Here is a 24,656-nt window from a genome sequence, read left to right on the forward strand (position 1 = left end):
TCACAACCTATCGGATTCCTCATGCTAACTTCACTTATCCTCGGCGCCATCGTTGGCGCGGTGCTCGGCCTGACCGGCGCGGGTGGCGGCATCCTCGCAGTTCCGGCACTGGTGGCCGGCATGGGCTGGCCGATGCAGCAGGCGACGCCGGTTGCGCTGGTTGCCGTGGCGGGCAGCGCTGCGATCGGCGCGCTTGAAGCATTCCGGCAGCGGCTCGTCCGTTACCGCGCCGCGCTGTTCATGGCCGCAGCGGGTGTGCCGCTGACCTCGCTCGGCGTGCGCCTTGCCCACGCGATGCCGCAACGCGTGCTATTGGCGCTGTTTGCCACCGTCATGCTGGTGGTGGCCGGAAGGCTGTTGTCACAAGCTTTGCGGCGCGGGCGGCCGGACCGTGCGGATTCACGGTTTTGCGTCGGCCGCATGAACCCCGATACCGGCCGGCTGATCTGGTCGTGGACCACCGGGGCCGCACTCGCTGCAACCGGCGCGCTGACCGGGCTGATGACGGGACTGCTCGGCGTGGGTGGCGGCTTCATCATCGTGCCCATGCTGCGCAAAGTGACCAACGTGTCGATGCATGGCATTGTCGCCACGTCGCTGATGGTGATCGCTCTGGTCGGCAGCGGCGGTGTCGTCGCGACGATCCTGCACGGCGCGCCGCTACCGCTCGAGCTGACGGTGTGGTTCAGCGTGGCGACAGCGGCCGGCATGGTGGCCGGGCGGCTGGCCTCGCACCGTCTCTCCGCGCAGCACGTACAGGTAGGTTTCGGGGGCGTGTTGATCTGTGTGGCGCTTGGCCTGATGGCAAAAGCCGCACTAGGTAGGTGACCCTAGGGCCGACACATTAGAAGTGCGGCAGTCGATCGTCTCATGTCAACTTCGGAACGGACGCTTGGGAAACTCACCTCAAGGTCTCTATCGGGTCGGCACGAGACCTTCGCGACTGGTATCGCGTACATCGACAACAACGGCAAGCTTCTCCGGTTCGCCCGCCTGTTTGCGACTGAGTGACAGTCCTGGAAACGCCCGCCGCATTGGGCCACGTTGATCCGTTTGATGAACACATGCGCGCGACCTGTGCGCCGCGACCTGTACGCCCGACGCCGGGTGCGCGGTTCAGGTCACGACGGTTCCGTCTGGTGGCTCGCGCAGATGCTGCAGACCGGCGCGTGCCGTGCGCCAGAGGACTAGCGGATTAGCCCCATTGCCCGGAGAAGCAGTTCACCGCGAGCCGTGACGCGAGGTCGCCGACGTTCATCTGTGGCGTGTTCAGGCGCGACCAGTTGCCGATCGAGCAGGATGTCCATCTCGGCGCGATCAAGGTGCAGCGGGTCGGGCGCATTCCTGATCAGCAGCAACGCCGCGAATTCGTGCGGAGTAAGCATGATGTACCTTCGTCAGGTGGACTGGATTGATACTGCCAGCGAGAAGTTGCAAAGCCACATCACTCGTTTGCCGCTTTGCAACGATCTGACGGGACGGATAACACATCCAGTCTTGCCATCAAGGCCGATGCCTGCGACGTGATTGCTGGGCGCAGGTCCGGGCGGGTTAGCACCGCGTTGATGCGGGCTCGCCAGTAGTCGGGCCGCATGACGACGTTTGTCTGTAGCACCCTATGCTCAACAGGCAGCCGTTCCAGCAGACCGATCATCGCCGCAATATGTGTCAATTCGTACTCTGCGGGGTGGGGAAAAAACATGGTCGCCCTGTCGGTTTTGGTCTGATTACCTCCTCTCAAACACCGCCGCGAACATCCGCGACGCCCGGCGCGATGAGGCTCTTTGCCACTTCGCGCAACAGGTGTTGGGTCAGCGTGCCAGCGCCACCTTGGGCGAGGCGCAGAAGCTCGATAAGGTCTTTCGCGGCGTGGCTCATCTTGTTCTCCTTCTGGTGTGCCGCGCCGGGGTCGGCGGCGGATCACGGAAACAAATGGTGTGATTAAAGTATTGGTCACGACGCCCGTGATTCAAATAAGCCACGGCTGGCCTTCGCGTAGGCATGACGGCCGTTATGTCGGCGCTTTCCTACGCGATACGCGAACGTCGCGGCGTTATGGGGAATGAGGTGGCAACCCGCTCCACCGAAGCGGCGATTGGATCGCTGAGGCGGCGATCAGATAGCCTATGGTCAATAGATCGGTCGGTAGAATGCCCGCGTCGCCGCGCCCTGACAATCCCCTTGCCTGCGTCGCGCCAGCCCCCTGTGCCGCCCCAGGCTGCCGCCGCTGGCGGCCCGGGGACATGTGTCGATATCACCCGAGCCCCGCGAGCGGTTTCCGGGCGTCTACCGGATGGCGGGGAACGGCATTCGCGGGTCGGACCTTCGCGCGCATCACCGCCACCGCCGACGACAGCGATGAACGGCTCCCCGCGCGGCATGCCCACTCCTGAGTGTTTTCATCGGATTTGCTCCGCCATCAGCCGGTCACGACAGGCAACAAGCGGCCAGGAGCGGTCGTTCGACAACGTCCCCCGAATCGTTGACAATCTTGCATTCGAGTCGAACATGTTTCGGCTGCGTCGAGGTTCGTTGATTTTCAATCGATTTGTCACTTCCGAGGAGAAAGCATGTCCGTCGCGCCGTTTGACCTGCTCGCGCACCATGCGCGACTATGGTGCGAAGCTTGTCGACATAGACGTAGAGCCATTGGGCTATAGCGCCGCGAATTTGCGCGGATGGCGGCGATGAGAGCCAGGCGATCCGATCCAGCTGGTTTATATAAGCGGGGGAGGCAAATGAGACTTCAGTCAAATTACGAGAATACGTTCAAGTACATCCGCAAGAACGCACGCGGCCTGACTTATGACATCGGTTACCACCTCTATCAACGCGACGACGGGACGTTTATCTACGGTTCCGAAATCGTTCAGGAAGCTTACGACGGTCGTATCGGGGGCGGGGCAAGCGTGCTGAATTTCCGGGGCACGCACGAACAAGCGGAAAAATACCTCCGAAACATGCTGGAGGAGATGGTAGAGAGGTTGCCGGAGTCATGGGAATCGGACCGATACAGGAACCGCAAGGAAACCGACGAGGGCGCGGTCAACGATGCGTGGCTGATTCGCCGCATCTTCGGCTACTGGCCTGAGTTTCACGATGCCGAACTGCTTTCCGTAACCCTGCGTCGACGCGCGTCCAGTGGAAAAGCGCATACGGACATGGAGTTCACACTTCATCACTGGGGGCAGGACAATCCGGCGTGGAAAGGTAACGACGAGCATTGCAAGGTTACGTTTCTGCTCAAGGACGTGGAGGGGGAGGAGTTCATCACAGAAAACGTAACCCATCCCTCGTGGATCAATGACTTGCGTTTTTCGCGGTGCGACGATGGCCGCATCCAGGTCGATCTGGATCCGTCAACTGGCTTTTCGTTCCTGCTCTATTGCGCAGTTGCGCGCGTGGTGCGCGTTGAACCGTATTTGCCCGACGGTGACTAGTTGCGCGATATCGACATTCCTTCTCCAAAGGCACGACGGTCCGCGTTATGTCGAGGATTGTGTGACGCTTCGGTGGCGAGAGAGCGATACGCCTGCCTGGTCCGTGTAGAAAGGATAGTTACACATGAACTACTCGCCACTCGAACTTGGTGCTGTTTTCCAAACGGATTGGACAGGGCATCCTGTTCGCGTGATCGCGTTTGATGAAGATGTGGTTATGTATGACGCCTGGTGGCCACACAGGCAAGCTTGGGGCATGAAGAACCTGTCCGGCACCTTTAGCTACTACCGCGTGCGACGCACCTTGTTCTTGTCACGGGCGCATTATCTGCGGACCGATGAATACACGGAACTCGAGGTCAGCATTCACAGGCCTGATCTTCCCTTGGCCTACGCGCAGTTCGAATCGTTGAGCTGGTATGACCAAACGCCCGAATCTCTATCGCAACTGGCCCAACAGATCGCCCAAGCACGAGGTCATAAACACACGGGCGATGGTGCGTCGCTTCTGAAGGCGCCGGCAATCTACCTCGCACCTTTCGGTCCAAAGGGCAGCCAGAAGCCGGCAACCTTAGTCCATTCGCAAGACGGCCATGCGTTTACCGAATCAGAGGTTCTATGGCACGCGTGGCAATTGCAGGCTCCGTACCTAGGTGATCGCCATCTCGTAAGCGGCGTCGGCATCTATCGATCCGGGATTCAGCGGCGCACCCCGTCTTTCTACATCTGGGGTTCCTTGAGCCTGTTGAACGGCGAGACAAGTATCTCCTAAGGGATGACATCGAATTTTCTTAGATTCGTCAAACGTAGCTACTGGCGAAACGTATTCCTCACAGCCGGAACATCATGCGGGCTGGTGAACTGAGGTGCTGAATGTCTGCTTTCGAGATACCGGAAGGTCCGTTGCGGGTCGGTTGCTGCCGGTCACGACGGGCAGCAGGTGGCCATGATCGCTCGGTCGTGAGTCACACCCCCAATGCGAACAGTCGCCCGCGACTGGTCCTTACCTGGTCATTGCTGCTCCGGTGACCGCGAGCGAGACGATGCAGCTGTGCCAGTGACTGCGCCGGTAATCGCTACGGCAGAGATCCACGCCTGCCATTGAGAATTGAAATCGAACTTTGGATCGAGCGCAAATGCTGCATCGAGCGCCTCGTTGAGCGTTTTCCCTCTTTGCAATGCGACGAAGGCAGGATGCGCGGCTGCGGAATGCACGAGTATTGTGGGTCGCCACAGTGGCCGGACAACCAGAGCCCACGTTGGGACGTGGAGACGCCGCAGTAAGACTCCGCACGGTTGATGAGCCAGCCAGATATCGGCGATTGTGTGGCGCGAGGCGAGTGCCGTGCATGCTAGTAGTGAGGCATTCTTCGCCGATGAAACCCACCGCTGGCAGCTCGGGCTAGTGAGAAATGCCGGGTCGCGCCGTTCTCCGGTATCGTGAAGCTCATCGCCTTCCGGCCTTCGATGCGCCCGCGCCGCGACGAAAATGCGCTCGGGCATGCAACCTGCTTCAATCGACCAGCTTGGGTCCGGACGCCGTGCCTCACCGCCGCGCTGGATTCGAGCGCGGCGCCTGTCAACGACCGAGAACCACCATCTCATGCCGAACGATATCCGCATTGCCGAAGGCTCGCCTTTTCCGCTCGGCGCCACCTGGGACGGCGAAGGCGTCAATTTCGCGCTCTTTTCCGCGAACGGGACAAGAGTCGAACTGTGCCTCTTCGATGAAAAAGGCGAGAAGGAGCTCGAACGCATCGAGCTTCCCGAATACACCGACGAAGTCTGGCACGTCTACATATTCGGACTGAAGCCGGGCGCGGTCTACGGGTATCGGGTGCATGGACCCTACGAGCCCGAAGCCGGACATCGCTTCAATCCGAACAAGCTGCTGCTCGATCCGTACGCGAAGGCGCACGTCGGCGAGCTGAAATGGGACCCGGCCGTGTTCGGCTACACGCTGAATGCCGATGGCGACGATCTCACCTTCGACGAACGCGACAGCGCGCCGTTCATGCAGAAGTGCCAGGTCGTCGACCAGACATTCACGTGGACACACCCGACGCGCGTGCGCGTGCCGTGGGAACAAACGATCTTCTACGAAACCCACGTGCGCGGCTACACGAAGCGCCATCCGGCTGTGCCTGAGCACATGCGCGGCACGTTCGGGGGCCTGGGGCAAAAGGAAGTCATCGAGCACATCAGGAGTCTCGGCGTGACCTCGGTGGAATTGCTGCCGATCCATGCGTTCCTCAACGACGACCATCTAACCGATAAAGGCCTGACGAATTATTGGGGCTACAACACGATCGGCTTCTTCGCCGCCGATCCGCGCTTCTTCGCGCAAGGGCCAGGCGCCGTCGCCGAGTTCAAGGAGATGATCGACCGGATGCACGAGGCCGGGCTCGAAGTGATCATCGATGTCGTCTACAACCACACGGCCGAAGGCAACGAGCGAGGGCCGACGCTGTCGTTTCGCGGCATCGACAACGCGTCGTACTACCGCCTGATGCCGGAAGAGAGTCGCTACTACATCAACGATACCGGCACGGGAAACACGCTGAACCTGTCGCATCCGCGCGTCTTGCAGATGGTCACCGACAGCCTGCGCTACTGGGTAACGGAGATGAACGTCGACGGCTTCCGCTTCGATCTCGCGACGATCCTCGGCCGCGAGCCGTACGGTTTCGACGAAGGCGGCGGGTTTCTCGACAGTTGCCGCCAGGACCCGATTCTTTCCAGCGTGAAACTGATTGCCGAGCCGTGGGATTGCGGTCCCGGCGGCTATCAGGTCGGCGGCTTTCCGCCGGGCTGGGCCGAGTGGAACGACAGGTTTCGCGACACCGTGCGCTCGTTCTGGAAAGGCGATGACGACGTCGCCGCCGAACTCGCGACGCGCATCACCGGTTCCGGCGACAAGTTCAACCATCGCGGCCGCCGCCCGTGGGCGAGCGTCAACTTCATCACCGCGCACGACGGCTTCACGCTCAACGACCTCGTGTCGTACAACGACAAGCACAACGAGGCGAACGGCGAGGACAACAACGACGGCCACTCGGACAACAAGTCGTGGAATTGCGGCGTCGAAGGTCCGAGCGACGATCCGGAAGTGCGCACGCTGCGCGAGCGCCAGAAGCGCAACATGCTGGCGACCTTGCTGTTCTCGCAAGGCACGCCGATGATCCTCGCGGGCGACGAGTTCGGCCGCACGCAGCAGGGCAATAACAACGCGTATTGCCAGGACAACGAGATCAGCTGGGTGGACTGGGAAGGCATCGACGACGACGGCCGCGCGCTGATCAACTTCGTGCGCAAGCTGACAACACTGCGCCATACGCTGCCGGTACTGCGTCGCGGACGCTTCCTGACCGGCGAATTCCGCGAAGAGCTGCAAGTCGCCGACGTGAAGTGGCTAAGCCCCGCAGGCGACGAACTGACGCCCGAGCAATGGGACGATCCGTCGATGCGCTGCTTCGGTCTTGTCATCGACGGCCGGGCGCAGGCGACTGGCATTCGCCGCCCGGCATCCGATGCGACGCTCCTGCTCGTCGTGAACGCGCACCACGACGTGGTCGATTTCACGCTGCCCGACGTTCCGGGCAGCGATCAGTGGAGTTGCCTGATCGACACCAACGCGCCGATCCGCGAAGAGTTGCCGGACTTCGATTCAGGCGACGTCTATCAGGTGACGGGCCGCTCGCTGCTCTTGTTCGCGCTGCACGCAAGAGGCGCCACGAAGCGGATCTTCAAGCGCCTTGAAGAGGCACTGACCGATGAAGTCGCACCGGAGAGCGGCGACGCGGCGAGCTAGCTCATCAAGGTGGCGATCAGGCGGCGATGCTAGCGGGTGCGACAGGCGGCAGTCGGCCGATTGTGTTGAAAAAGTCTTGTTTTGGATCAGGGCGCTGGAGTTGGCACGACGTTATCGAGTTGTGACGATCGGCGAAGCGGTGAACTTGGGCGAGGCAACGATCCTCATTTCTCGTCATGCAACTGCCTGGTTCATCTGCTTGCTTCCTGACATGAACCGCTTGGCCATTCTTCGCAGGTTTTGCGCAGTCGCTGCCATCAGGAACTCATCATGAGCACCGCTTGGACCTCGCAGTCGCAAACGGTCCAGTTTCAGGATGCGTTTGAGATGGGCAAAGAGCATTTCCACCTTCTTTCGCTCACGGCAAGATCGCTTGTATTCAGGCGTCTTCGCAATACGCCTCGTTTCGTCACGCGCAGCTTCATGGATGCTGCGGGCGATCTTGCGGAATGGTGTATTCGGACAGCAGCGATCCTTCATCGAACAGCTCTCGCAGTCGAGCTGACTTGCCCGATAGATGATCGTGTCAGCCTTCGTGACGCGCGAGCGCGGATTCGTGAATTTGCGCCGATCACTGCGTAGTGCGTGCCCGGTGGGACAGCGATATTCATTGGCCAGTTCATCCCATAGGAACTCGCTGCTGGACAATGTATTGTCCTTGCGCGTCGTTTTATCCCAGACCGGAACATGTGGTGCAATCTCCTTCTCTTCGATCATCCAGGCAAGCATCGCTGCCGAGCCATACGCGGTGTCGCCTGCAAGACGTCGAGGTTTGAGATCATGCCGCCGCTCAACGCGGTCAATCATCGTCCTGGTTGATTCCACTTCGTGCGAACGGTTCGCGGGCGTCGCCTCGACGTCAACGATGATCCCTGCCTGCAGGTCAATCAGATAATTGGTCGAGTAGGCGAAGAACGGCAAGCCACCCTTGGCCGCTGTCCAGCTCGCGGCGGGATCCGTCAGAGATATCCTCTTTGGAGGGGGCAATGTCTCTGCCATCTCCGCCGCTTCGGTGCCCGCTGGATTCGCTTCTTCCAATGCTTCCAGATACTCGCGCACTGCACGGCTTTGTCCCTTGACGCAACCCCAGTCGATGGGCCCGGAACCCGGAACACCGCGTGCAGAGCTCACGTCGGCTCTGATGATGCTTGCGTCAATCGCGAATCCTTCACCCTTTACGAGCCCTTCGGACATGCACCGACCCAGCACCGACTCGAACACATGGCGTAGTACATCGCTATCGCGGAAGCGACCGTGGCGGTTCTTGGAGAATGTCGAGTGTTCGGGTACGGCGTCCTCCAGGCCCAGGCGACAGAACCATCGATACGCCAGGTTCAGATGTACCTCTTCGCATAGCCTGCGCTCGGACCGGATGCCGAAACAGTAGCCGACGATCAACATGCGGATCATGAGCTCCGGATCAATCGATGGCCGCCCCATCGGACTGTAGAACGGCGCGAGATGCTGGCGCAGATCGCGCAGATCAAGGAAGTGATCGATGCCTCTCAACAGGTGTTCGCGAGGGACGTGATTATCGAGGTTAAACGAGTAGAAGAGTTTGTCCTGTCCGCGGCCCAGTTGACCCATCATGACGAATCACTCCCGTCGATCAATGTCTTCCAGGATACCGAACATTCCGAACCACGGGCGACTTTTTCAACACAATCGGCCAGGAAGAGACACTCGGCATACCTCCGTGAATTGCTGACAATCGCTATCCGAACCGTCGTCAGTCGCGTATCGGCCATATACGGCTTCCCCTAATGAAATTTCGGCTTCTGGCGACGTGCCTATAAACGGCGAGAAAAATGTTGAGGTAGCATCATCGAGCTCAACGGGGGAAGACGGTGTTTCGTGAAAACAAAGCTGGCATAAGCTCATTCAGCGTCCCTCTTGCCAGTTTGCTTCTCAGCGATCTGATGCGGATCCTGGCAGAAATGGTTGGCTACATCACGCTCCCTTGCTGGATCGTTCACCAGGGCGGCGCGCACGACTTGGCGATCTACAGCGTAAGCATTGCCGTCACCACGATTTTTGCAATGCCACTGCTTTCGCCACCCGGGGATCGCTACGCAAAGAAACCGCAGATTGCATGGGGTATATGCGCCTTGATGGTCGTCGCCTTTAATGGCGTCGGCCGTCCCGCAAAGGCCTATCTGGCGAGATGAAGATACTGCTGCATCACTGGAGAATGGGGCGCAGCCGACATGGCGGCTAGGGCGGTCGGAGATGCTGGCACAGGGCGAACCCAAAGTTGCTTCGGCGCAGAGTTTATCCCATGCGGGTTTTTCGCCGGATATCAGCCCCTCAAAAATTGTTCCAATCGGACACCAGCATTGTTCGCGGAATGAGCGACCACGGCGGCGGGCAGACCGTGCAAATACATCATGATCCCGAACCCAATCCCCGCGATGAGCGTCTGGCGATACAGCTGCTCGCTTGGGTCGGGGATGTGCGCACCCGAGAAGAGCGGCGCTGCGATCGCTCCCGCCAGGAAACTGGCCGCCGGTCCAGGTACGCCGACTTTCATCAAACCGAGAGCCAGCCCTTCCTGGACACCAACCCGGAAGATCGACTCTTCCAACAACGGCGACAAGAGTTCCGTGGCAAGGCTTTCGTTGACCCAGCTCAGTTGGGGGTTATCTTTGATCTGGTGACTGACGGACCGCTGTGGAGAGCCGATCGCGCGCATCGCATGCCAGTAAGCCGTAGTGACAGGATCCGGCACCCTATCGAGGAGACTACCGATCAAATCTGCGATATGGATACCAAACCTTGTGTCGACTTCCCTCGTTAGCCAGGTCGCACCACGTATCGCCACGGCACCGACCACCCCGACCACGGTTTCCTCGGGAAAGAAATATCCGCCAATTGCGATCGTCGTGACTAAGCCCGCGTTGCTGACGAATACGCGAGCAGCCATGCTGGAATAGTAGAGCAGCCCGCTCCTCCCATTGAACTGCATGATTCCCAGACCGTTTGGCCACATCGGCAGATCCTCCCCGCTCTCGGCACCATAGGCACACCGAGCGGTGATGAGTCGCCCGGAGTAGTCGTGAATGTCCGAGCATCCTACCAGCCTTCCCGATAGCACACTGTCGTTGTGGGCGGCTTTGGGGTCGATAGCGCGCAGGCGGGAAATCGACGGCGTGGGTAATGGCGTAGGTCGTTGCGCAAAGCCTTATCTAGCGGAGTGAGAATACCGCTGCATCACTGGCGAGTGGCCTGTAGGTGTATGCGCGCGGGTGTGATCGATGCTGTTGTCATCTAACGGTCAAAAGTAACTTTGTTCGCGGAGTTTACCAGCGCCCGTTCGGACTTCCGTCGCCGGCCATGAACGGACCTTCCGCAGTGGCTGCAAATCTTTGAAAATTTGCAGCCTGAAGACGTGAGCGAACCGCGCTGAGCGTGGTCGGCTTTCCCTCAGAGCACCAGAACTTTCTTCATTGATGGTGCGGGGTGTAGCACATAGTTCTCCCGCTCGTAGAACGGGACGGCGTCCGGCCGCGCGTCAAGAAATACTGCGGTCATACCACGAGCACGGGCGTTGGCTTCGGCATATTCCATCAAGGATCGGCCAGCACCGCTCCTACGGGCTGTCGCGTCGACCACGAGGTCATCGATATGCAGGTGTGCCCCACGCGCTAATGTGTGGACGGGCCTCATGCCTATCACTCCGATAATCTTCCTGCCTTGGAATGCTGCCACAAGCTCGTAGCCCGAATACGATTGCCGGCGAGTCCGCTCCAGGAATTCGGGTTCGTCAAGAGATCTGAGTTGAGCGATGACAGGGTATGCCTGCACCCATTCCGTTGGCGAAAGCCTTCTAATTTCCAAGCTGCTGCGGCGATGTTCAGTCACGGCTCCAGACGATCCTCACTCGAAAAGTCGAGATTGTTGCACGGAGCCGCGTAGCGGCGTTTTTCGATCGGTTGGGCATTTGAAGGTCCGCTTTCGAGAATAGCGACTGGCAGCTTCGGGTCGCGTGCTGCCGATCACAGACTTGCGCGGTTCAGGTGCGTATGCCCTTTGCATGAGGCAGCACGCGGCCACAACCGGCCGTTCGACGTCCGAGGCGAAATCGTTGACAATCGTCCAAGTGCGGTTTTCGCATCGCCGCGCCACTAGGTATGCACGAGGTCGACTTTTTGCGCGGCCATGCGAAAACAAGCCTAGTCGACACTGCAATCGAACTGAAAGCGCATAGAACGCTGAGCCATGAGAGAAACCGTCATGACCGATCCGTTTACAGGGGGACTCGAAATGCCGCCACTACCTCCCCATGAGCAGCAGAAATTAGATGAATTCTCGTTGCTGTACGCGCCCGGCGCCGATGCCTACAAGCATACGAACTTCAGTTTTATTGCGATTGATGGGTCGGACGGCCTGGAGCTTGCTCAAGGCCACATCTATCATCCAGTTGGAAATCAATCGCTACCGGAACTCACGGTCAGAACACCGTCCATATGCGGTTGTTCGTTACCTTTATCCAAACTCGGCATTGACTATCTGAGCCTGATCACAGCATTGAGAGGTGACGGCATTGAGACGCCCATTGGCCGCCTACGATTTGGGCGCTACGCGCAACCTCACGGCAGTTATTCGACCTATCTCGAGAAGTTTCCGCCGAATTTCTATACGCCCATCGTTCATCCATTGCGACTGTCGATATCGACAGGCTCACACGTTTTCCAGAATCGTTTAACAGAATTCCAGAGCGATCTTCGCTCAGGAGCAATGCCATACGACTCAATCGTTGAGTTGGCGGGTGAATTGCATTTGTATCCTTTGAGGTGGGACGTTTGCTCTCTTGATGTCACGGCTGAAGGAGTCGTCGCCGTAGATCTGGGTCCACGCGCACGCATACAAAATGGTGTTGCCCATTTGGCTATTCGTGTTGCTAAAGACGTGGATCGTACGCAAGCAAGGCTCGGTTATCGAGTGCAAGCCCCAGATGCGAAAGCAACCCAGCGAGGATCGTTCAATTCAGGCGATTTGACATGGTCAGATGATGGAGAGTATGTGGCCGTAGGCTCCGTGGACATCGAAGTGCCAAAGGGATCGGTCATTCAGGGATTTGCGTCGTATAAAGCTCGTTGGATGCACCAGGGCTGGATTACCGACCCCGACAATGCGGCGAACGTTCGCCGGTCGATGCATGAGGTATTCGATCCCGAGCTCGAGGGAACAAAGAAATCTTTATTTGATGCGAAGTCACACAAACAAGATGCTCGAGTGCTTGAAGCGGGTGTTGGCAACCTGATGTTCATGTACGGCTTCGCCGTCAATCCGCTCTCGAGCCATTTCACAACCGACGCTGCCGACCTACTTGCCGTAAGTCCGAACGGCAACATTGCGGTTATCGAGTGCACAACCGGAGCGATCAATAACAATGGAAAGTTATCCAAGTTACTTGCCCGAGCGGCGGCTCTACTAGAAAAGCTAAAGCAGACAGGCAATCCTCATCTGAAAGTTCTGCCAGTCGTCGTTACAACAATGAAGCGCGAGGCTCTGACGGATGAAGAAATTGCATCTAGCAAGGGAATTTATGTTGCTACCTACGAAGACCTTGAACGTTTAGCGAACGAATCCATCATTCCCAAAAATGCCGACCAAGCATTCGAGTCGCTGTGGTCCTTGGTTCACCCGCCTCAAGAACAGCTATTTCCCCCACAATGATCGATGTGTTTGAGTCCTGCGGCGCCTCTTGTGGAGAACAGGGGCTTCGGGTGTGACCGCCGTGAGGAAAAGTGTAGCGACGGCGAACGTCCGTTTCGGGAAAACGCGACAGACCGCTTCGGGTCGGCTTCCGTCGGTCGGCCGCCTCCCCGGTGGCAGCCGACCGTGTTCCGCCCAGCTTCAGTCGTTCGCCCGCGCCCGCGGATGGACACTCAAATGTCGGCTCTAGAGACAGCAGCGACCCCTCACACCTCTGACTGATCAGTCGCATCATCGACCTTTGGATCGTTAACGCCGACCTGCGCGAACGACAATTTGCGGTTTGGATTTGTTACGAATCTGCTGGTAGATCGGAATCTCGAAGCCCTTACTAATCTCCAGGGCCCTCGCCAAACCACCGGGAATCACTTCGTCAAACCGAACCGTCCCGTCGTCTTTTCAGAGACGATATCGACATCTTCAGGCGCTTCGCATTGCGGCGCACCCACGCAGCAGCCCGTCAATGCGTCGCTGGTAATGCAGCCAGCCGAATAGGGCGTGGTGTTCCTCGGTGCGCGCGCGAACCAGAAAAACTTGACAATACGAGCACATGCTCCTATTCTTGCCTCAAGAGAGCATATGCTCTTACTTTCAAATGGAGCGAAGCGATGAACGATGCCGAGATTCTCGTGAGCGGTGCAACCGGACGGACCGGAGGTATTGCTATTGACGAACTGCTCAAGATGGGCAAACGCGTGCGGGCTTATGTGCGCACGGATGATGATCGAGCGGCCGCCTTGAAGCAGCGCGGTGTCGATATCGCGGTCGGGGACTTCACCGACATCAACGACATTCGGGCAGCGATGGAAGGAATCCGATCGGCCTATTTCCTTCATCCAATCGCGCCGGGAATCATCGGGGCTGCGGCCTATTTCGCGCAGGCAGCAAAGGAAGCGGGAGTCACGGCGATCGTCAACATGTCGCAGATTTCCGCACGCCGGGAGTCGACGAGCCACGCAGCACAGGATCACTGGGTTTCCGAGCAGGTCTTTGATTGGTCGGATGTCGCGACTACGCATTTGCGCCCCACCTTCTTTGCCGATTGGCTCGTCTATCCGCATTTTGCAAAGGAGATCTGGGCCACGCGGAAGATTGAATTTCCGTTTGGCAACGGCCGTCACGCGCCCATCGCCACCGATGATCAGGGACGCGTCATCGCCCATCTCCTCGCCAACCCCGAAGGCCACGAGGGCAAGACGTACACGCTCCACGGCCCCGTCGAGATGAACCATGTCGAGATCGCAGCCGCAATGAGCGAGGTTCTCGGCACCCGGATCGAATACGCGCCGACCTCCATCGAGGCATTCCGAATCAAGATGGAAACCCTTTACAAGTTTCCGCCGTTCCTCACGCAGCATCTGGTCGAAGTTGCGCAGAACTATCGCGACGGCATCTTCTCAGGCACCAACGATGCCGTCGAGAAGATCACCGGGAAGCCGCCGCTCTCGGTCCAGCAGTTCATCGCCAGGAATCGGGCCGCATTCGTGTGAACACGTCCTTAAAGCGAATCGAGGTTTGAAAATGTCACTCACCCAAGATGAGCGTCACCCGTTTCTCGATGATCTGACGGCTGACGCGGAACTGGTCAGCTCGGTGTTGCGCGGTCCCGTAATCGGGCGCGACGAAATCCGGCTCGCCGTCGACGCCGTCGGAACCTTCTACGCCTCACAGACGCCCACGTTTCTTCAAACCGTCGGCTCGCGGCTTTTTATGGAATACGAGGCTGTTCTGACGAGCGGCGAGCAGTTGAGCGCGGTCGTTGTCGTCGATCGCAATTCCGACGGATCGGTGCGGCGAGTCAGCGTGCGGATGAGCCCGCTTGGCGCTGTACTGACTCTCGCCACCCATCTGCGGGAGGCGCTTTCGAAGCAGTTGCCGGAAAACGTCTTTCTTTGAGCCGAGCACCCGCAGGCCAGTGGCGGGAGTCGACTCTCCCCCGGCATGCGGCTTTTAAAAGAGGAGCTTGTCATGGATATCAAGAACGCCACCGTCTTCATCACCGGTGCCAATCGCGGCCTGGGCCTAGCTTTTGCACGAGAGGCACGTCGTCGCGAGGCGTCGAAAGTGTACGCCGGCATGCGCAACACGAGCGGTTTCGACGAGCCGGGCATTGTGCCGGTCAGGATCGATGTCACAGATCCGGCGTCGATCGCCGAGGCCGCGAACCTGGCGGCGGATACGACACTGCTGATCAACAACGCGGGCATTGCCGCCCTGATCGACGGGCCTCTGGCGGCCGACGTGGAAGCGCAGTCCACCCGCATGTTCGATACCAACTACCATGGCGTAGTGCGCGTCACGCAGGCCTTCGAGCAGATATTGGCGGCCCAGCCGCATGCCGCCATCATCAACGTGCTTTCCGACATCGTGTGGCTTCCGCGGCCCTATCTGACTCCGTATGCCGCGTCGAAAGCCGCAGCCTGGAGTTACACGAACCAGCTTCGCTTTCACCTGCACGAGCGTGGCATCCAGGTTCTCGGTCTGCACGTCGGGTTCGTGGATACCGACCTAACCAACGGCATTGACGTGCCTAAAGCCAGTCCGGAGGACGTCGTGCGACAGACCTACGACGCTCTCGCCTTGGGCAAGAGCGAGGTCATGGCCGACAAGGGGACAGCGGTGCTGAAGAGCACGCTTGCGGCCGAGATACCCGGCTACATCACACCGCCTGCAGGGCTTTGAACACCGCAGATGACACGGGTCGGTTTCGGCAGCGAGACATGAGGTGCGCAGATCGCCGTACGCCAGCGCCGTCGCTCCCGGCTGTCATCGAAAGATACCGCCGTACCTTCGCGCGACGCGCGCGTAGCGTTCACGCAATTAACCGAAATCAGGAGTGAAACAGATGTTGCCGGTCAACCAGCCGCTTGGAATCGATCAATGCAACTGCTTCGCCGTGAGGAAAGCGAGCAGGCAGATCTCCCGACTCTACGATAGCCATCTTGAGCCCGCGGGCCTGCGCATTACGCAATTCCTAACCCTGGCAGCCCTGGACGAGGTGGGAAGCACCCCGGTCAACGCCCTTGCCGAACGGCTCGATATCGAACGAACGGCGATGGGGAAAATGGTTGGCTTCCTGGAACGCGACGGCTTCGTCACGATCAAGCCGTCGCCCACGGACGGCCGAAGCCGCCTTATCGAACTCACCGAGGAAGGGCGGCGCCTGCACGAAAGGGCGGCCCCTCTCTGGCAGGAAGCGCAACGGAAGTTCGAGCAGCTAAACGGCGTAGACAATGTCACGGCATTGCGGGAGGGGTTGAGAGGAGTGGTCGTCGGTGACGTGTCGATGCGTTCGTCAGAAGACTAAGCCTCCAGATGCATTGCGACAACAGCATGATTCGTGAAACCAGGAAGGGCTATGAAACCCCCTGTCACTATCGGAGGCATGACCGCACCGGATTCCGATCTCGCGCGCAAAGCGGCGGCCCTCGCCGGGCAGGCTCATTCGAGGCCGCTCCTCAATCATGTCCACAGGACATGGTGGTTCGCCGAGTTCATCGGCAAGAAGCGGCAAATGAAGTACGATCGCGAACTCGTCTATCTCGCCTCGCTGCTTCACGACCTGGGTCTGTCGGAGAATCATGCTGCGGATAAACGCTTCGAAGTCGATGGCGCCGACGCTGCGAGCAGGTTTCTGCATGCCCACGACTATCCGGAGACGAAAATCGACATCGTGTGGGACGCCATTGCCCTTCACTCGGCCGCTGATATTGCCGATCGCCGCGAGCCGGAAGTCGCGCTTGTCCACTTCGGCGCTCATGTCGACGTCATGGGGCTCAGGATGGACGAGATTTCTCCCCAACTGATCGACGATACGCTCGCGCTCTATCCGCGGCTCGGCTTCAAGAGAGCGTTCACGGAGGCATTAGCCGAGGTCGCCAGGCAGAAGCCGCATACCGCAATCGGAACCGGTCTGGCCGACATTGGCCGCCGTCTGGTGCCGGGTCTCGAGATCCCCAACGTGTGCGACCTCCTCCTTGGGGCAAGCTTCGAAAGTTGAAAGTTTCGCGTGACGGCTGCGGAAGCGGATGCATTCTTCACCGACACGCGTGCAATTCAATGCAGCCAACCTCGATTCCTCGCAGGCAGGAACCATGCCAAATTGAGCGGTCCTGGTTTCCCTAGTGGATCAGGACCGTCCGAGTGGTAGCGATGCTCGTCTTTTTGGCCGTCAATGGAAACCGCGAATGTGACGCAGTTGATCCATGACTGTTTCGCGGGGCATTTGAGTCGGTGAGCTTTCACTGCCCTGAACGGCTCTTGAGGGTCGAGTCCGGAAGCTGACTTCGTGCGGAAGCGCATCGTTCGATGCCCGTCATCCATCGAGCTGCACCGATAAACGCAAGGGCCGAATTCCGGTTCTGGTCCAAACGGCGGCGTCCAATCACGGTGTAATATTCCACGGATGCCCACGTTATTTTTCGGCCTCGACGCCGCGCAGATTTAAACCATCCATTACGAGGACGGCAGGCTGGTCAAAAGGCCTGGAAACCGCTCCAACAGTACCTATGGTGGAGTCGGCCGTAACAACGGCATTGATGGGAAATACATCATGTCAACCGAGTGGAAGCGCCGTGCCTGGCTGTTTATCCAGCGTTTCTGGCAGCCGACCAGCGCGTGCATGACCTGCATGCCGGGGAGTTGGGGCAATGTCATGAGCCTTGCCCACTGGACGATTGCAATCCATACAGGTCTGCTCACCGGACTCCTAGCCGTACTTTTGACCTTCACGCCGGCGGCGAAACTCTACGTGCATCGATACGGCAATGCGCTGGTCGTCGGCGTCCTGACAACGTTAGGCGACGCCTACTCGCACGCGAGTCACTACCGCATCCCCTCTGTCGAGCACATCGTGACGGGTGTGATTTCAGGTCTATTGACGCTGGCTGCCTCATATCTCTTTGAAGACCGCGCGCGACGCCTTCGGGCGGCATGGGCTCGGGTTTTCGAATAACTTATCCGTTGACTTTCTGAACCCTCCTAGTCGAACCGAAAGAGGCTCCCCGGTTTGGTTGCGCATCATTGCTGGGCAGCCTGAGCGTGGACAACGGCCGTTTGGGGCCGTTACACGCCCCTGCGTCAGGGTTCGGCCAATAGTTGCCATTCGCGCAACACACGAAGGCTGGCTTTCTCTGGTTGTTCCGGAAACGCTACGCCGGTAGACGGGATTTTTCGGAGCGGTACCCGTGATGATCGCCAACCACGCCTTTCGAACCCAACGGCGCGCCCGGCCGACGCGCCGCCGCTCGATCAATCGCGATACCCCTTACATCGGCTTCTTATGCTCGGCCTGAAGCCATCCCGAGGCCGGCAGGCCCCACTTCTTTTCCAAGTCGATCAGCTCGCCGCTCTTGTGCCAAGAGGCGACTGTGCTCGACAAGAACTTGGTCAACGGCGTGTCCGCGTTGTCCTTCGCCACCGCCAGGCCCCACGGCTGCACGTCGTCTGGCGGCAGTGGCGCATCGAAATCCTTCAGCTTGCTGTCGTTCAGTAACTGCCCGGTCACCGTGCTGTCTTCGACGAACCCGACGCAAGAGTTGTTCATCAACGCATTGATTGCTTGCGTGAGGTCCGCGAAGGCGGCGATGTTTACGCCGTACTTCTCGCTGACGGCTCGGTTGTAGTAGGTGCCTTGCACGCCGCACACCGTCTTGCCGCGAAGATCGGTCCAATTCTTGAAGTTCGAGCCCTTACGTGCGATGAAGCCGGTACCGCCGGCGTAGTAGAACGGCTGGATGAAGTCGACGACGTTCGCCCGCTCCTGGTTGTACGTCAGGCTCGCCAGAATGACGTCGATGCGTCCCTGCCGCAGAAACTGAATCCGGTTCGCCGGCTGCACCGGGACCATTTCGACCTTTACCCCCAGCCGCTTGCCGATATCGCGCGCCAAGTCAGGCTCGATCCCGACGATCTGACCGCTCTGATCGCGCATGCCGAACGGCTTGTAGTCCGTGTTCACGCCGATCTTGATGACGCCCGCGCTCTTGATCTGACTCAACGCATCCGCACCCGCATGCGCCTGCATGCTGAAAGCCGCCACGCACAGCGACAGGGCAATTCCAAACAGCGATTTCACGATGGACTCCTCCAGGATTCAGGCTAACGCCGGTTTTGTGTGACTCTCGATCGGACCGCCACAAAGGCGTCCGAGCGATTCCAGCCTACGCAGCCAAATGTCGATTTTCAAATGATCGGGGCGTGCTATTAGGAAAACTGGGGGACAGAATTAGCGTTGCTGATAGTGTCGACCTATCATTTGATCGTCTACTGAGTCGCGCTTAAAGTCCAACCAAGAGAGGGAACATCGTGCTCGCCTTCAAGAATTTGGATATGCAAACCCTTCAGATCTTCGTGACCACGGCTGAGGAACGAAACATGTCGAACGCCGCGAAGCGGCTCGGCCTGACTCAGTCCGCAGTGTCGCAAAGCATCCGGCAACTCGAAGACCAGTTCGGGGTGGTGCTGTTCAATCGCGAGCGGCGCCCGCTGACCCTCACGGCGGCCGGCTTGGCGTTACGCAATCGCGGCATGGCGCTCCTGGAGGATTTGAATCGTTTGAAGGCGCATGTCATCGATGCGAGCAAAGGCATCAAACCCGATGTGCGCGTCGGCCTCGTCGATTCCTTTGCCGGGACATGCGGGCCCGCGTTCATCAAAGCGATGTTAAATGAGTCCACCACGCTTTCGATTCGCACGGGACTCTCGCCATATCACAGCGAGGGGCTCGTCGGGCGCGATCTCGATCTCGTCATCTCGACGGATCCATTGGAGGACCTTGACGGTATCGAGCGTCGGCGGCTGCTGTCCGAACCCTTCGTGGTGATCACACCCAAGCAGCAATCGGGCGCCGTACATACGCCTGCGGATTTGCGCGCGCTGGGGGAGGCATTGCCGATCGTCCGCTTCAATCGGCAGTCGCACATCGGGGCACAAATCGAACGTTACCTACGGCGTATCGATGTCCGGATTGCTCGCCGCCTTGAAGTCGATACGGCCGACACACTGACATCGATGGTCGCCGGCGACATCGGCTGGGCGATCACGACACCCATGTGCCTGTTGCAAGCCGGGGAGTACGCAAGAAAAGTGAAGTTGCATTTCCTGAGTGCATCGACCTCCGGCCGCTCGCTTTATCTCGTCGCACGCCGCGATGAATACAGTCATTTATTCAACGACGTCTATGCGATCGCTCACTCGATCGTGTCGACGTCGCTATTGCAACGGCTTGCACAAATCCATGCCGACCTTCCCAAACTGATCGACATCGAAACGGAGACTGAACATGAGCGGTAGCACAGAGGTTTTGACACGAACGGAAAGCGACTATTGGGGCGATGTCAGCATCCCGAACCATGAGCTGTATGGCGTGAATTCCGTGCGAGGCGTGGAGAATTTGCGCGTGTCGAAGCGGACGATCGCAGACGTGCCCGAGTTCGTCAGGGCGTTCGCACGATGCAAATGGGCCTCCGCGCTGGCGAATCGAGATCTGGGTGTCTTGACGGAGGAGCAGTGCCAGGCAATCGTCGGGGCATGTCGCGAGATCGTCGATGGGCTGCACGCCAGCTCGTTCGTGGTGGATCTGCTCGAAGGGTCAGGCGGCACGTCGACCAACATGAATTTCAATGAAGTGATTGCCAATCGTGCGCAACAGTTGCTCGGCGGCGTGCCTGGCCGTTACGACTTCGTGCATCCGAACAATCACGTTAACCGCTCACAATCGACGAACGACGTCTATCCGGCCGCGATGAAGATGGCGGTCTACGAACTGATCGTGCCGCTCGCAGCCGAGTTGTCGCAACTCTCTCAGGCGTTTGAATCCAATGCCATCGAGTTCGGCGACGTGCTGCATCTGGGCCGAACGTGTCTGCAGGATGCGCAGCCGATGCGATTGGGTCAGGTGTTCGGCGGCTATGCCGCGCTGACGAAGCGACTCGCCAATGAGTTGCTAGCTGCTCGCGAAAACCTGCTCGCTTTGCCGCTCGGCGGTACCGCCATCGGTACGGGGTTTGGCTCGCCGGCAGGCTACCGGCGCGCGGCACTTGCTCACCTGGTTTCTCTGACTGGCATTGCCTACCGTGCGCCGGACGACGCGTTCGATGCGATGCAAAACCTCGATGTGTTCTCGCGCATTTCCGCCGAACTGCGGGTGTGCGGCACGTCGCTCGGAAAAATCGCTTCGGACTTGATTCTGCTCTCGTCGGGCCCTGTTGGCGGACTCGCGGAGCTCACGTTGCCGGCGGTGCAGGCGGGTTCGTCGATCATGCCCGGCAAGGTCAATCCCGTGGTGCCGATGTCGATCGTGCAGTTGGGGTTCGCGGTCGTCGGCAACGATAACTGCGTCGCCCAAGCCGTCCAATGCGGTCAGTTGGAGATCAATCACTTCGAGCCAGTGGTGGCCGATCGGTTATTCGAATCGTTGGGGTTGCTGACGAACGGTGTTCGTCTATTCCGCGAGAAGTGCGTGCAAGGCATTCGGGCAAACGTCGAAGTCAACGAGCGGCACGTGTTCGAATCGATGGCCGTGGCCACAGCGCTCGTGCCAACGCTCGGATACGCGAAGGTCAGCGAATTGGCCAGGCAGTCCGTGCAGGAAGGGCAGCCGCTGATCAAGATCCTCGAGGAGAGCGGCGTACTGAGCGCGAGCGAGGCTCGCCGTCATATCGAGGAATCGACGCGTCCTACGTTTTGAGGTTTCGTAAAACTAGTAGCGGTGGAGACCGGGGGCAGCGCTCCGATGGAGATGATACAAGCCAGTCGGCGATGCCTTGGAGAGGAGCAAATAGATGATCAATGCCGCTGGATTATTTCAGTGGTTGAACGCGCACTACGGCGTCAACTTCTCGGTGTTCTACGACGCATTCGAATGGCATACCTTCGTGCGTGGCATCGCGATGACGTTCGTGCTATCGGCCGCATCGATCGCGGGGAGCGTCGTGTTGGGCGCGATTGGTGCGTTTTTCCAGCGCTCGCATTCACGAGGGCTGCGCCTGTGCGCGCACGCCTACGTGTGGATATTCCGGAACACGCCACCGCTCGTGCAGCTGTACTTCTTTTACTTCGCACTGAGTCCCTTTCTGACTCATCTGGCCGGCGCTCCCACGCCGCTGCTCGGGAATATCGGATGGGCCGTTGTCTCGCTGATCCTGTTTGCGGGAGCATTCAACGTCGAAATCTTCCGCTCCGGAATCGAGGCAGTACCGCATTCGATGTTGGAGGCTGCGTCCTCACTCGGAATGAGCCATCTGCAAACCTTTCGCAAAGTCGTGATGCCGCTAGCGCTGCGAATCAGCTTGCCGGCGTTGAGCAATAACTTGATCAATCTGATCAAGACAACAACCAACGCATACGCCATCGCGGTACCGGAGCTGCTGTATGTGTCGTCGCAGATCTGGGCTCAAGACCTGAACACACTCGAGATGATGATCGTTTTGCTGGTGTTCTATCTGGGCGTCATCGGTCTCTTCGTGATGCTGATGAATAGGTTGGAAAAGTCGATTGCCGTACCGGGCTGGGGGAAACAATGAGTACGCGTCATTCCATTTGGTCGTCGCCGTCGTTGTTGCTTGGCGCTGCCGCCTTGCTCGCTCTGGCTTGCCCGGCGGTGGCGAGCGCGCAAACTACTGCCGCCGGCGCGGACGGTGCCCACTGGACGACATTGATTCCATGGCTTCCCGTTCTTCTCAAAGGTTTTGCGTTCGACGTATTGATCAGCTTTGTAGCGATGGCGATTGGAACGGTTTTGGGCACGGCTGCCGGCATTGGCCAGATATCGCACCATAGAGGCGTGCGGGTGGCGAGCCGGTGGATTACCCAATTCTTCCGCAACGCGCCATGGCTCGTCATCTTGTTCTTCTGCATTTACCTGATGCCGTATCAGATCAACGTGCTGGGTTTGTCGGTGCCGTTTCCTGCCTGGGTCAAGGGCATCGTGGGGCTTTCCTTTCCGGTAATGGGCAACGTGTCCGAAGTGGTTCGCGGCGGTATTCAGTCTTTGCCTACCGCGCAATGGGAGGCCGCGGCCGCGCTCGGCCTCACGCGCGGGCAAACGCTCAAGCTCTGCATCTTGCCGCAAGCGGTCAAGCGCATGGCCGCGCCTTGGATGAACACATACGCAATCTTGATGATGTCGACGCCGCTGGTCTCGATAGTAGGTGTCGACGAGAGCGTCAGCATCGCGAGCTCAGTGCTGTCGGCGCTCGCCAATCCCGCGCTGATGATGCCCGTATACGGTCTCATTCTCGTGCTTTTCTTTGCTTACTGCGCCCCGATTGCGATGCTCACGAAGCAGCTTGAGCGGCGCTATCGATAAGCCGACGAGCGCCAACGAATACAGGAAGAATGTGGAGAGACATATGACGGCCACTCAACGAATTGAACTGGCGCCATCGAGCGCACGTCCGCCTTTAGCGTCGGCGGCAGAGCCCATCGTGTCGGTGCGCGATGTAAAGAAGGCCTTTGGGACGCATCAAGTGTTGCGCGGCGTGTCCCTCGAAGTGGAAAAGGGGACCGCGGCGGCTTTGATCGGTCCATCCGGATCGGGCAAATCGACGCTCTTGCGCTGTATCAACGGCCTCGTCGACATCGACGATGGTGAAGTCTATGCGGCGGGCCATGCGGTTCACACCCTGCGCAACGACAAGGATCGCATCGCGTTGCGCAAGGACGTGTCGATGGTGTTTCAGCAATACAACCTTTTCCCCCATATGACAGTGCTGGAAAACGTGATGCTTGCGCCGATCAACGTGTTGCGTCAGTCGAAAGAAGAAGTCGAAGCGCGCGCGGTTGAACTGCTTACCAAGGTCCGTTTGTCCGGCAAAGAGAAGTCTTTTCCCGGGCAGTTGTCAGGAGGGCAGCAGCAGCGTGTTGCCATCGCGCGCTCGTTGGCGATGCGCCCCGGCGTCATGCTCTTCGACGAAGTGACTGCAGCACTCGACCCTGAGACAGTGAAGGAAGTGTTGAACACGATAAGGGACCTCGTGTCGGAGGGCATGACCAGCATCCTGGTGACACACGAGATGCGCTTCGCGCGCGAGGTTGCGCATCAGGTATTTTTCACGGATAAAGGGCTGATCGTGGAATCCGGATCACCGAAGGAATTCTTCGATGCTCCCCGGGATCCGCGAACGCGGGAGTTTCTAAGCCATGTCCTATAGCGAACAAAAACAGCTTGCAGGCAGGCACGAGTTGCTAGCGTATCTCGATAAGAACGCGATTGCTTACGAGGAAACACCTCATGCCGTCGTGACTTCGATGCAGGAGTCGGCTCGGCTAGGCCTTGGCATCGAGGGGGCGCGCTGTAAGAACCTCCTGATGCAGGACAAGAAGAGGCGGCGTTTACTGTTGGTTGTCGCGCAAGCGGATCACCAAGTCGATGCGGCATCGCTAGGACGCAGGCTAGGGTGTGGGCGGCTTTCGTTGTGCTCAGCGGATGTCCTGCGCGACCGTTTGGGCGTCGTGCCGGGTGCGTTGTCGCCGCTCGCTCTGATCAATGATAAGGAAAGGGCGGTGGAACTCGTGATCGACGAGAGTCTGCGCGAAATGTCCCGGCTGCTATTTCATCCGCTCGTGAACACGTCAACCATTGCCCTGGCTCGCGACGGTTGGGATGGCTTCTTGAGCGCAATAGGATGCGAGCCGACGTATGTCGCGGTTGGAGCGATTTGAGGCAAGCATGCGGCCGGTTGCAA

General features: G+C 59.0%; 24 protein-coding genes. 18 read left to right on the forward strand and 6 right to left on the reverse strand.

The features are described 5' to 3' along the window. Nucleotides 1-21 precede the first annotated feature (21 nt). Nucleotides 22-828 (forward strand): sulfite exporter TauE/SafE family protein, encoded by an 807-nt coding sequence (locus AC3WOG_RS03625; protein WP_492576708.1) that lies wholly within the window; start codon nt 22-24, stop codon nt 826-828. Between the two features lie 359 nt (nt 829-1,187). Here the strand turns inward: AC3WOG_RS03625 and AC3WOG_RS03630 are convergent, their stop codons facing one another. Together AC3WOG_RS03630 and AC3WOG_RS03635 are read right to left on the reverse strand one after the other, a co-directional pair. Then, nucleotides 1,188-1,385, reverse strand: coding sequence for a hypothetical protein (locus tag AC3WOG_RS03630; protein ID WP_492576709.1), 198 nt, complete (start codon nt 1,383-1,385; stop codon nt 1,188-1,190). 352 nt (nt 1,386-1,737) lie between these two features. Then, a complete protein-coding gene (locus tag AC3WOG_RS03635) occupies nt 1,738-1,878 on the reverse strand; it encodes a hypothetical protein (protein ID WP_492576710.1) in 141 nt (46 codons plus the stop codon). Nucleotides 1,879-2,738: 860 nt separating this feature from the next. Between AC3WOG_RS03635 and AC3WOG_RS03640 the strand changes: the two genes are divergently transcribed. From AC3WOG_RS03640 to glgX, 3 genes are all read left to right on the forward strand, one after another. Next, a complete protein-coding gene (locus AC3WOG_RS03640; RefSeq protein WP_492576711.1) occupies nt 2,739-3,440 on the forward strand; it encodes an Imm50 family immunity protein in 702 nt (233 codons plus the stop codon). Nucleotides 3,441-3,564: 124 nt separating this feature from the next. After that, a complete protein-coding gene (locus AC3WOG_RS03645; protein ID WP_492576712.1) occupies nt 3,565-4,212 on the forward strand; it encodes a hypothetical protein in 648 nt (215 codons plus the stop codon). An 831-nt stretch (nt 4,213-5,043) separates the two neighbouring features. Next, nucleotides 5,044-7,251, forward strand: a complete 2,208-nt coding sequence (gene glgX / locus AC3WOG_RS03650) for a glycogen debranching protein GlgX (RefSeq protein WP_492576713.1) — start codon at nt 5,044-5,046, stop codon at nt 7,249-7,251. A gap of 174 nt (nt 7,252-7,425) precedes the next feature. Here glgX and AC3WOG_RS03655 read toward each other — a convergent pair whose 3' ends face one another. Continuing rightward, a complete protein-coding gene (locus tag AC3WOG_RS03655) occupies nt 7,426-8,841 on the reverse strand; it encodes an IS1182 family transposase (RefSeq protein ID WP_492576091.1) in 1,416 nt (471 codons plus the stop codon). A gap of 257 nt (nt 8,842-9,098) precedes the next feature. On the opposite strand from AC3WOG_RS03655, the gene AC3WOG_RS03660 reads away from it, so the two are divergent. Then, complete coding sequence (locus tag AC3WOG_RS03660; protein WP_492576714.1) at nt 9,099-9,419, forward strand: hypothetical protein; 321 nt, start codon at nt 9,099-9,101, stop codon at nt 9,417-9,419. A 131-nt stretch (nt 9,420-9,550) separates the two neighbouring features. On the opposite strand, the gene AC3WOG_RS03665 is transcribed toward AC3WOG_RS03660, so the two are convergent. After that, nucleotides 9,551-10,240, reverse strand: a complete 690-nt coding sequence (locus AC3WOG_RS03665) for a CPBP family glutamic-type intramembrane protease (protein ID WP_492576715.1) — start codon at nt 10,238-10,240, stop codon at nt 9,551-9,553. 434 nt (nt 10,241-10,674) lie between these two features. Beyond that, the gene (locus AC3WOG_RS03670) at nt 10,675-11,112 is read right to left on the reverse strand and encodes a GNAT family N-acetyltransferase (protein ID WP_492576716.1); all 438 of its coding nucleotides are present in this window, start codon (nt 11,110-11,112) and stop codon (nt 10,675-10,677) included. Nucleotides 11,113-11,484: 372 nt separating this feature from the next. On the opposite strand from AC3WOG_RS03670, the gene AC3WOG_RS03675 reads away from it, so the two are divergent. From AC3WOG_RS03675 to AC3WOG_RS03705, 7 genes are all read left to right on the forward strand, one after another. Continuing rightward, complete coding sequence (locus AC3WOG_RS03675; RefSeq protein WP_492576717.1) at nt 11,485-12,930, forward strand: hypothetical protein; 1,446 nt, start codon at nt 11,485-11,487, stop codon at nt 12,928-12,930. Between the two features lie 647 nt (nt 12,931-13,577). Beyond that, nucleotides 13,578-14,459, forward strand: coding sequence for an NmrA family NAD(P)-binding protein (locus tag AC3WOG_RS03680; protein ID WP_492576718.1), 882 nt, complete (start codon nt 13,578-13,580; stop codon nt 14,457-14,459). A 31-nt stretch (nt 14,460-14,490) separates the two neighbouring features. Then, nucleotides 14,491-14,865 carry a hypothetical protein gene (locus AC3WOG_RS03685; protein WP_492576719.1) on the forward strand — a complete coding sequence of 125 codons (375 nt, stop codon included), beginning with the start codon at nt 14,491-14,493 and terminating at the stop codon, nt 14,863-14,865. A 72-nt stretch (nt 14,866-14,937) separates the two neighbouring features. Then, nucleotides 14,938-15,651, forward strand: coding sequence for an SDR family oxidoreductase (locus tag AC3WOG_RS03690; protein ID WP_492576720.1), 714 nt, complete (start codon nt 14,938-14,940; stop codon nt 15,649-15,651). Between the two features lie 163 nt (nt 15,652-15,814). Beyond that, nucleotides 15,815-16,276, forward strand: coding sequence for a MarR family winged helix-turn-helix transcriptional regulator (locus tag AC3WOG_RS03695; RefSeq protein ID WP_492576721.1), 462 nt, complete (start codon nt 15,815-15,817; stop codon nt 16,274-16,276). A gap of 51 nt (nt 16,277-16,327) precedes the next feature. Beyond that, entirely contained in the window at nt 16,328-16,969 is a 642-nt protein-coding gene (locus tag AC3WOG_RS03700) for an HD domain-containing protein (protein WP_492576722.1), read from the forward strand. A gap of 552 nt (nt 16,970-17,521) precedes the next feature. Continuing rightward, on the forward strand, nt 17,522-17,923 hold the full coding sequence (locus AC3WOG_RS03705) for a hypothetical protein (RefSeq protein WP_492576723.1): 402 nt from the start codon (nt 17,522-17,524) through the stop codon (nt 17,921-17,923). A gap of 312 nt (nt 17,924-18,235) precedes the next feature. On the opposite strand, the gene AC3WOG_RS03710 is transcribed toward AC3WOG_RS03705, so the two are convergent. Next, a complete protein-coding gene (locus AC3WOG_RS03710; RefSeq protein WP_492576724.1) occupies nt 18,236-19,045 on the reverse strand; it encodes a transporter substrate-binding domain-containing protein in 810 nt (269 codons plus the stop codon). A 230-nt stretch (nt 19,046-19,275) separates the two neighbouring features. Here AC3WOG_RS03710 and AC3WOG_RS03715 point away from each other — a divergent pair, with 230 nt between their 5' ends. The 6 genes from AC3WOG_RS03715 to AC3WOG_RS03740 all read left to right on the forward strand — a co-directional run bounded on the left by AC3WOG_RS03715 (nt 19,276) and on the right by AC3WOG_RS03740 (nt 24,633). Beyond that, a complete protein-coding gene (locus AC3WOG_RS03715; RefSeq protein ID WP_492576725.1) occupies nt 19,276-20,262 on the forward strand; it encodes a LysR family transcriptional regulator in 987 nt (328 codons plus the stop codon). After that, nucleotides 20,252-21,658: an aspartate ammonia-lyase gene (locus AC3WOG_RS03720; RefSeq protein WP_492576726.1), complete on the forward strand. Its 1,407-nt coding sequence runs from the start codon at nt 20,252-20,254 to the stop codon at nt 21,656-21,658. Before AC3WOG_RS03715 ends, AC3WOG_RS03720 begins: the two co-directional genes overlap by 11 nt. A 94-nt stretch (nt 21,659-21,752) precedes the next feature. Continuing rightward, on the forward strand, nt 21,753-22,493 hold the full coding sequence (locus tag AC3WOG_RS03725; RefSeq protein WP_492576727.1) for an amino acid ABC transporter permease: 741 nt from the start codon (nt 21,753-21,755) through the stop codon (nt 22,491-22,493). Beyond that, nucleotides 22,490-23,278, forward strand: a complete 789-nt coding sequence (locus tag AC3WOG_RS03730; protein WP_492576728.1) for an amino acid ABC transporter permease — start codon at nt 22,490-22,492, stop codon at nt 23,276-23,278. Before AC3WOG_RS03725 ends, AC3WOG_RS03730 begins: the two co-directional genes overlap by 4 nt. 43 nt (nt 23,279-23,321) lie before the next feature. Then, nucleotides 23,322-24,122 (forward strand): amino acid ABC transporter ATP-binding protein, encoded by an 801-nt coding sequence (locus tag AC3WOG_RS03735; protein ID WP_492576729.1) that lies wholly within the window; start codon nt 23,322-23,324, stop codon nt 24,120-24,122. Further along, nucleotides 24,112-24,633, forward strand: coding sequence for a prolyl-tRNA synthetase associated domain-containing protein (locus AC3WOG_RS03740; protein ID WP_492576730.1), 522 nt, complete (start codon nt 24,112-24,114; stop codon nt 24,631-24,633). The genes AC3WOG_RS03735 and AC3WOG_RS03740 overlap by 11 nt, the downstream gene beginning before the upstream one ends. Nucleotides 24,634-24,656: the final 23 nt, after the last annotated feature.

The sequence above is a fragment of the Paraburkholderia sp. FW306-02-B genome (assembly GCF_058782725.1).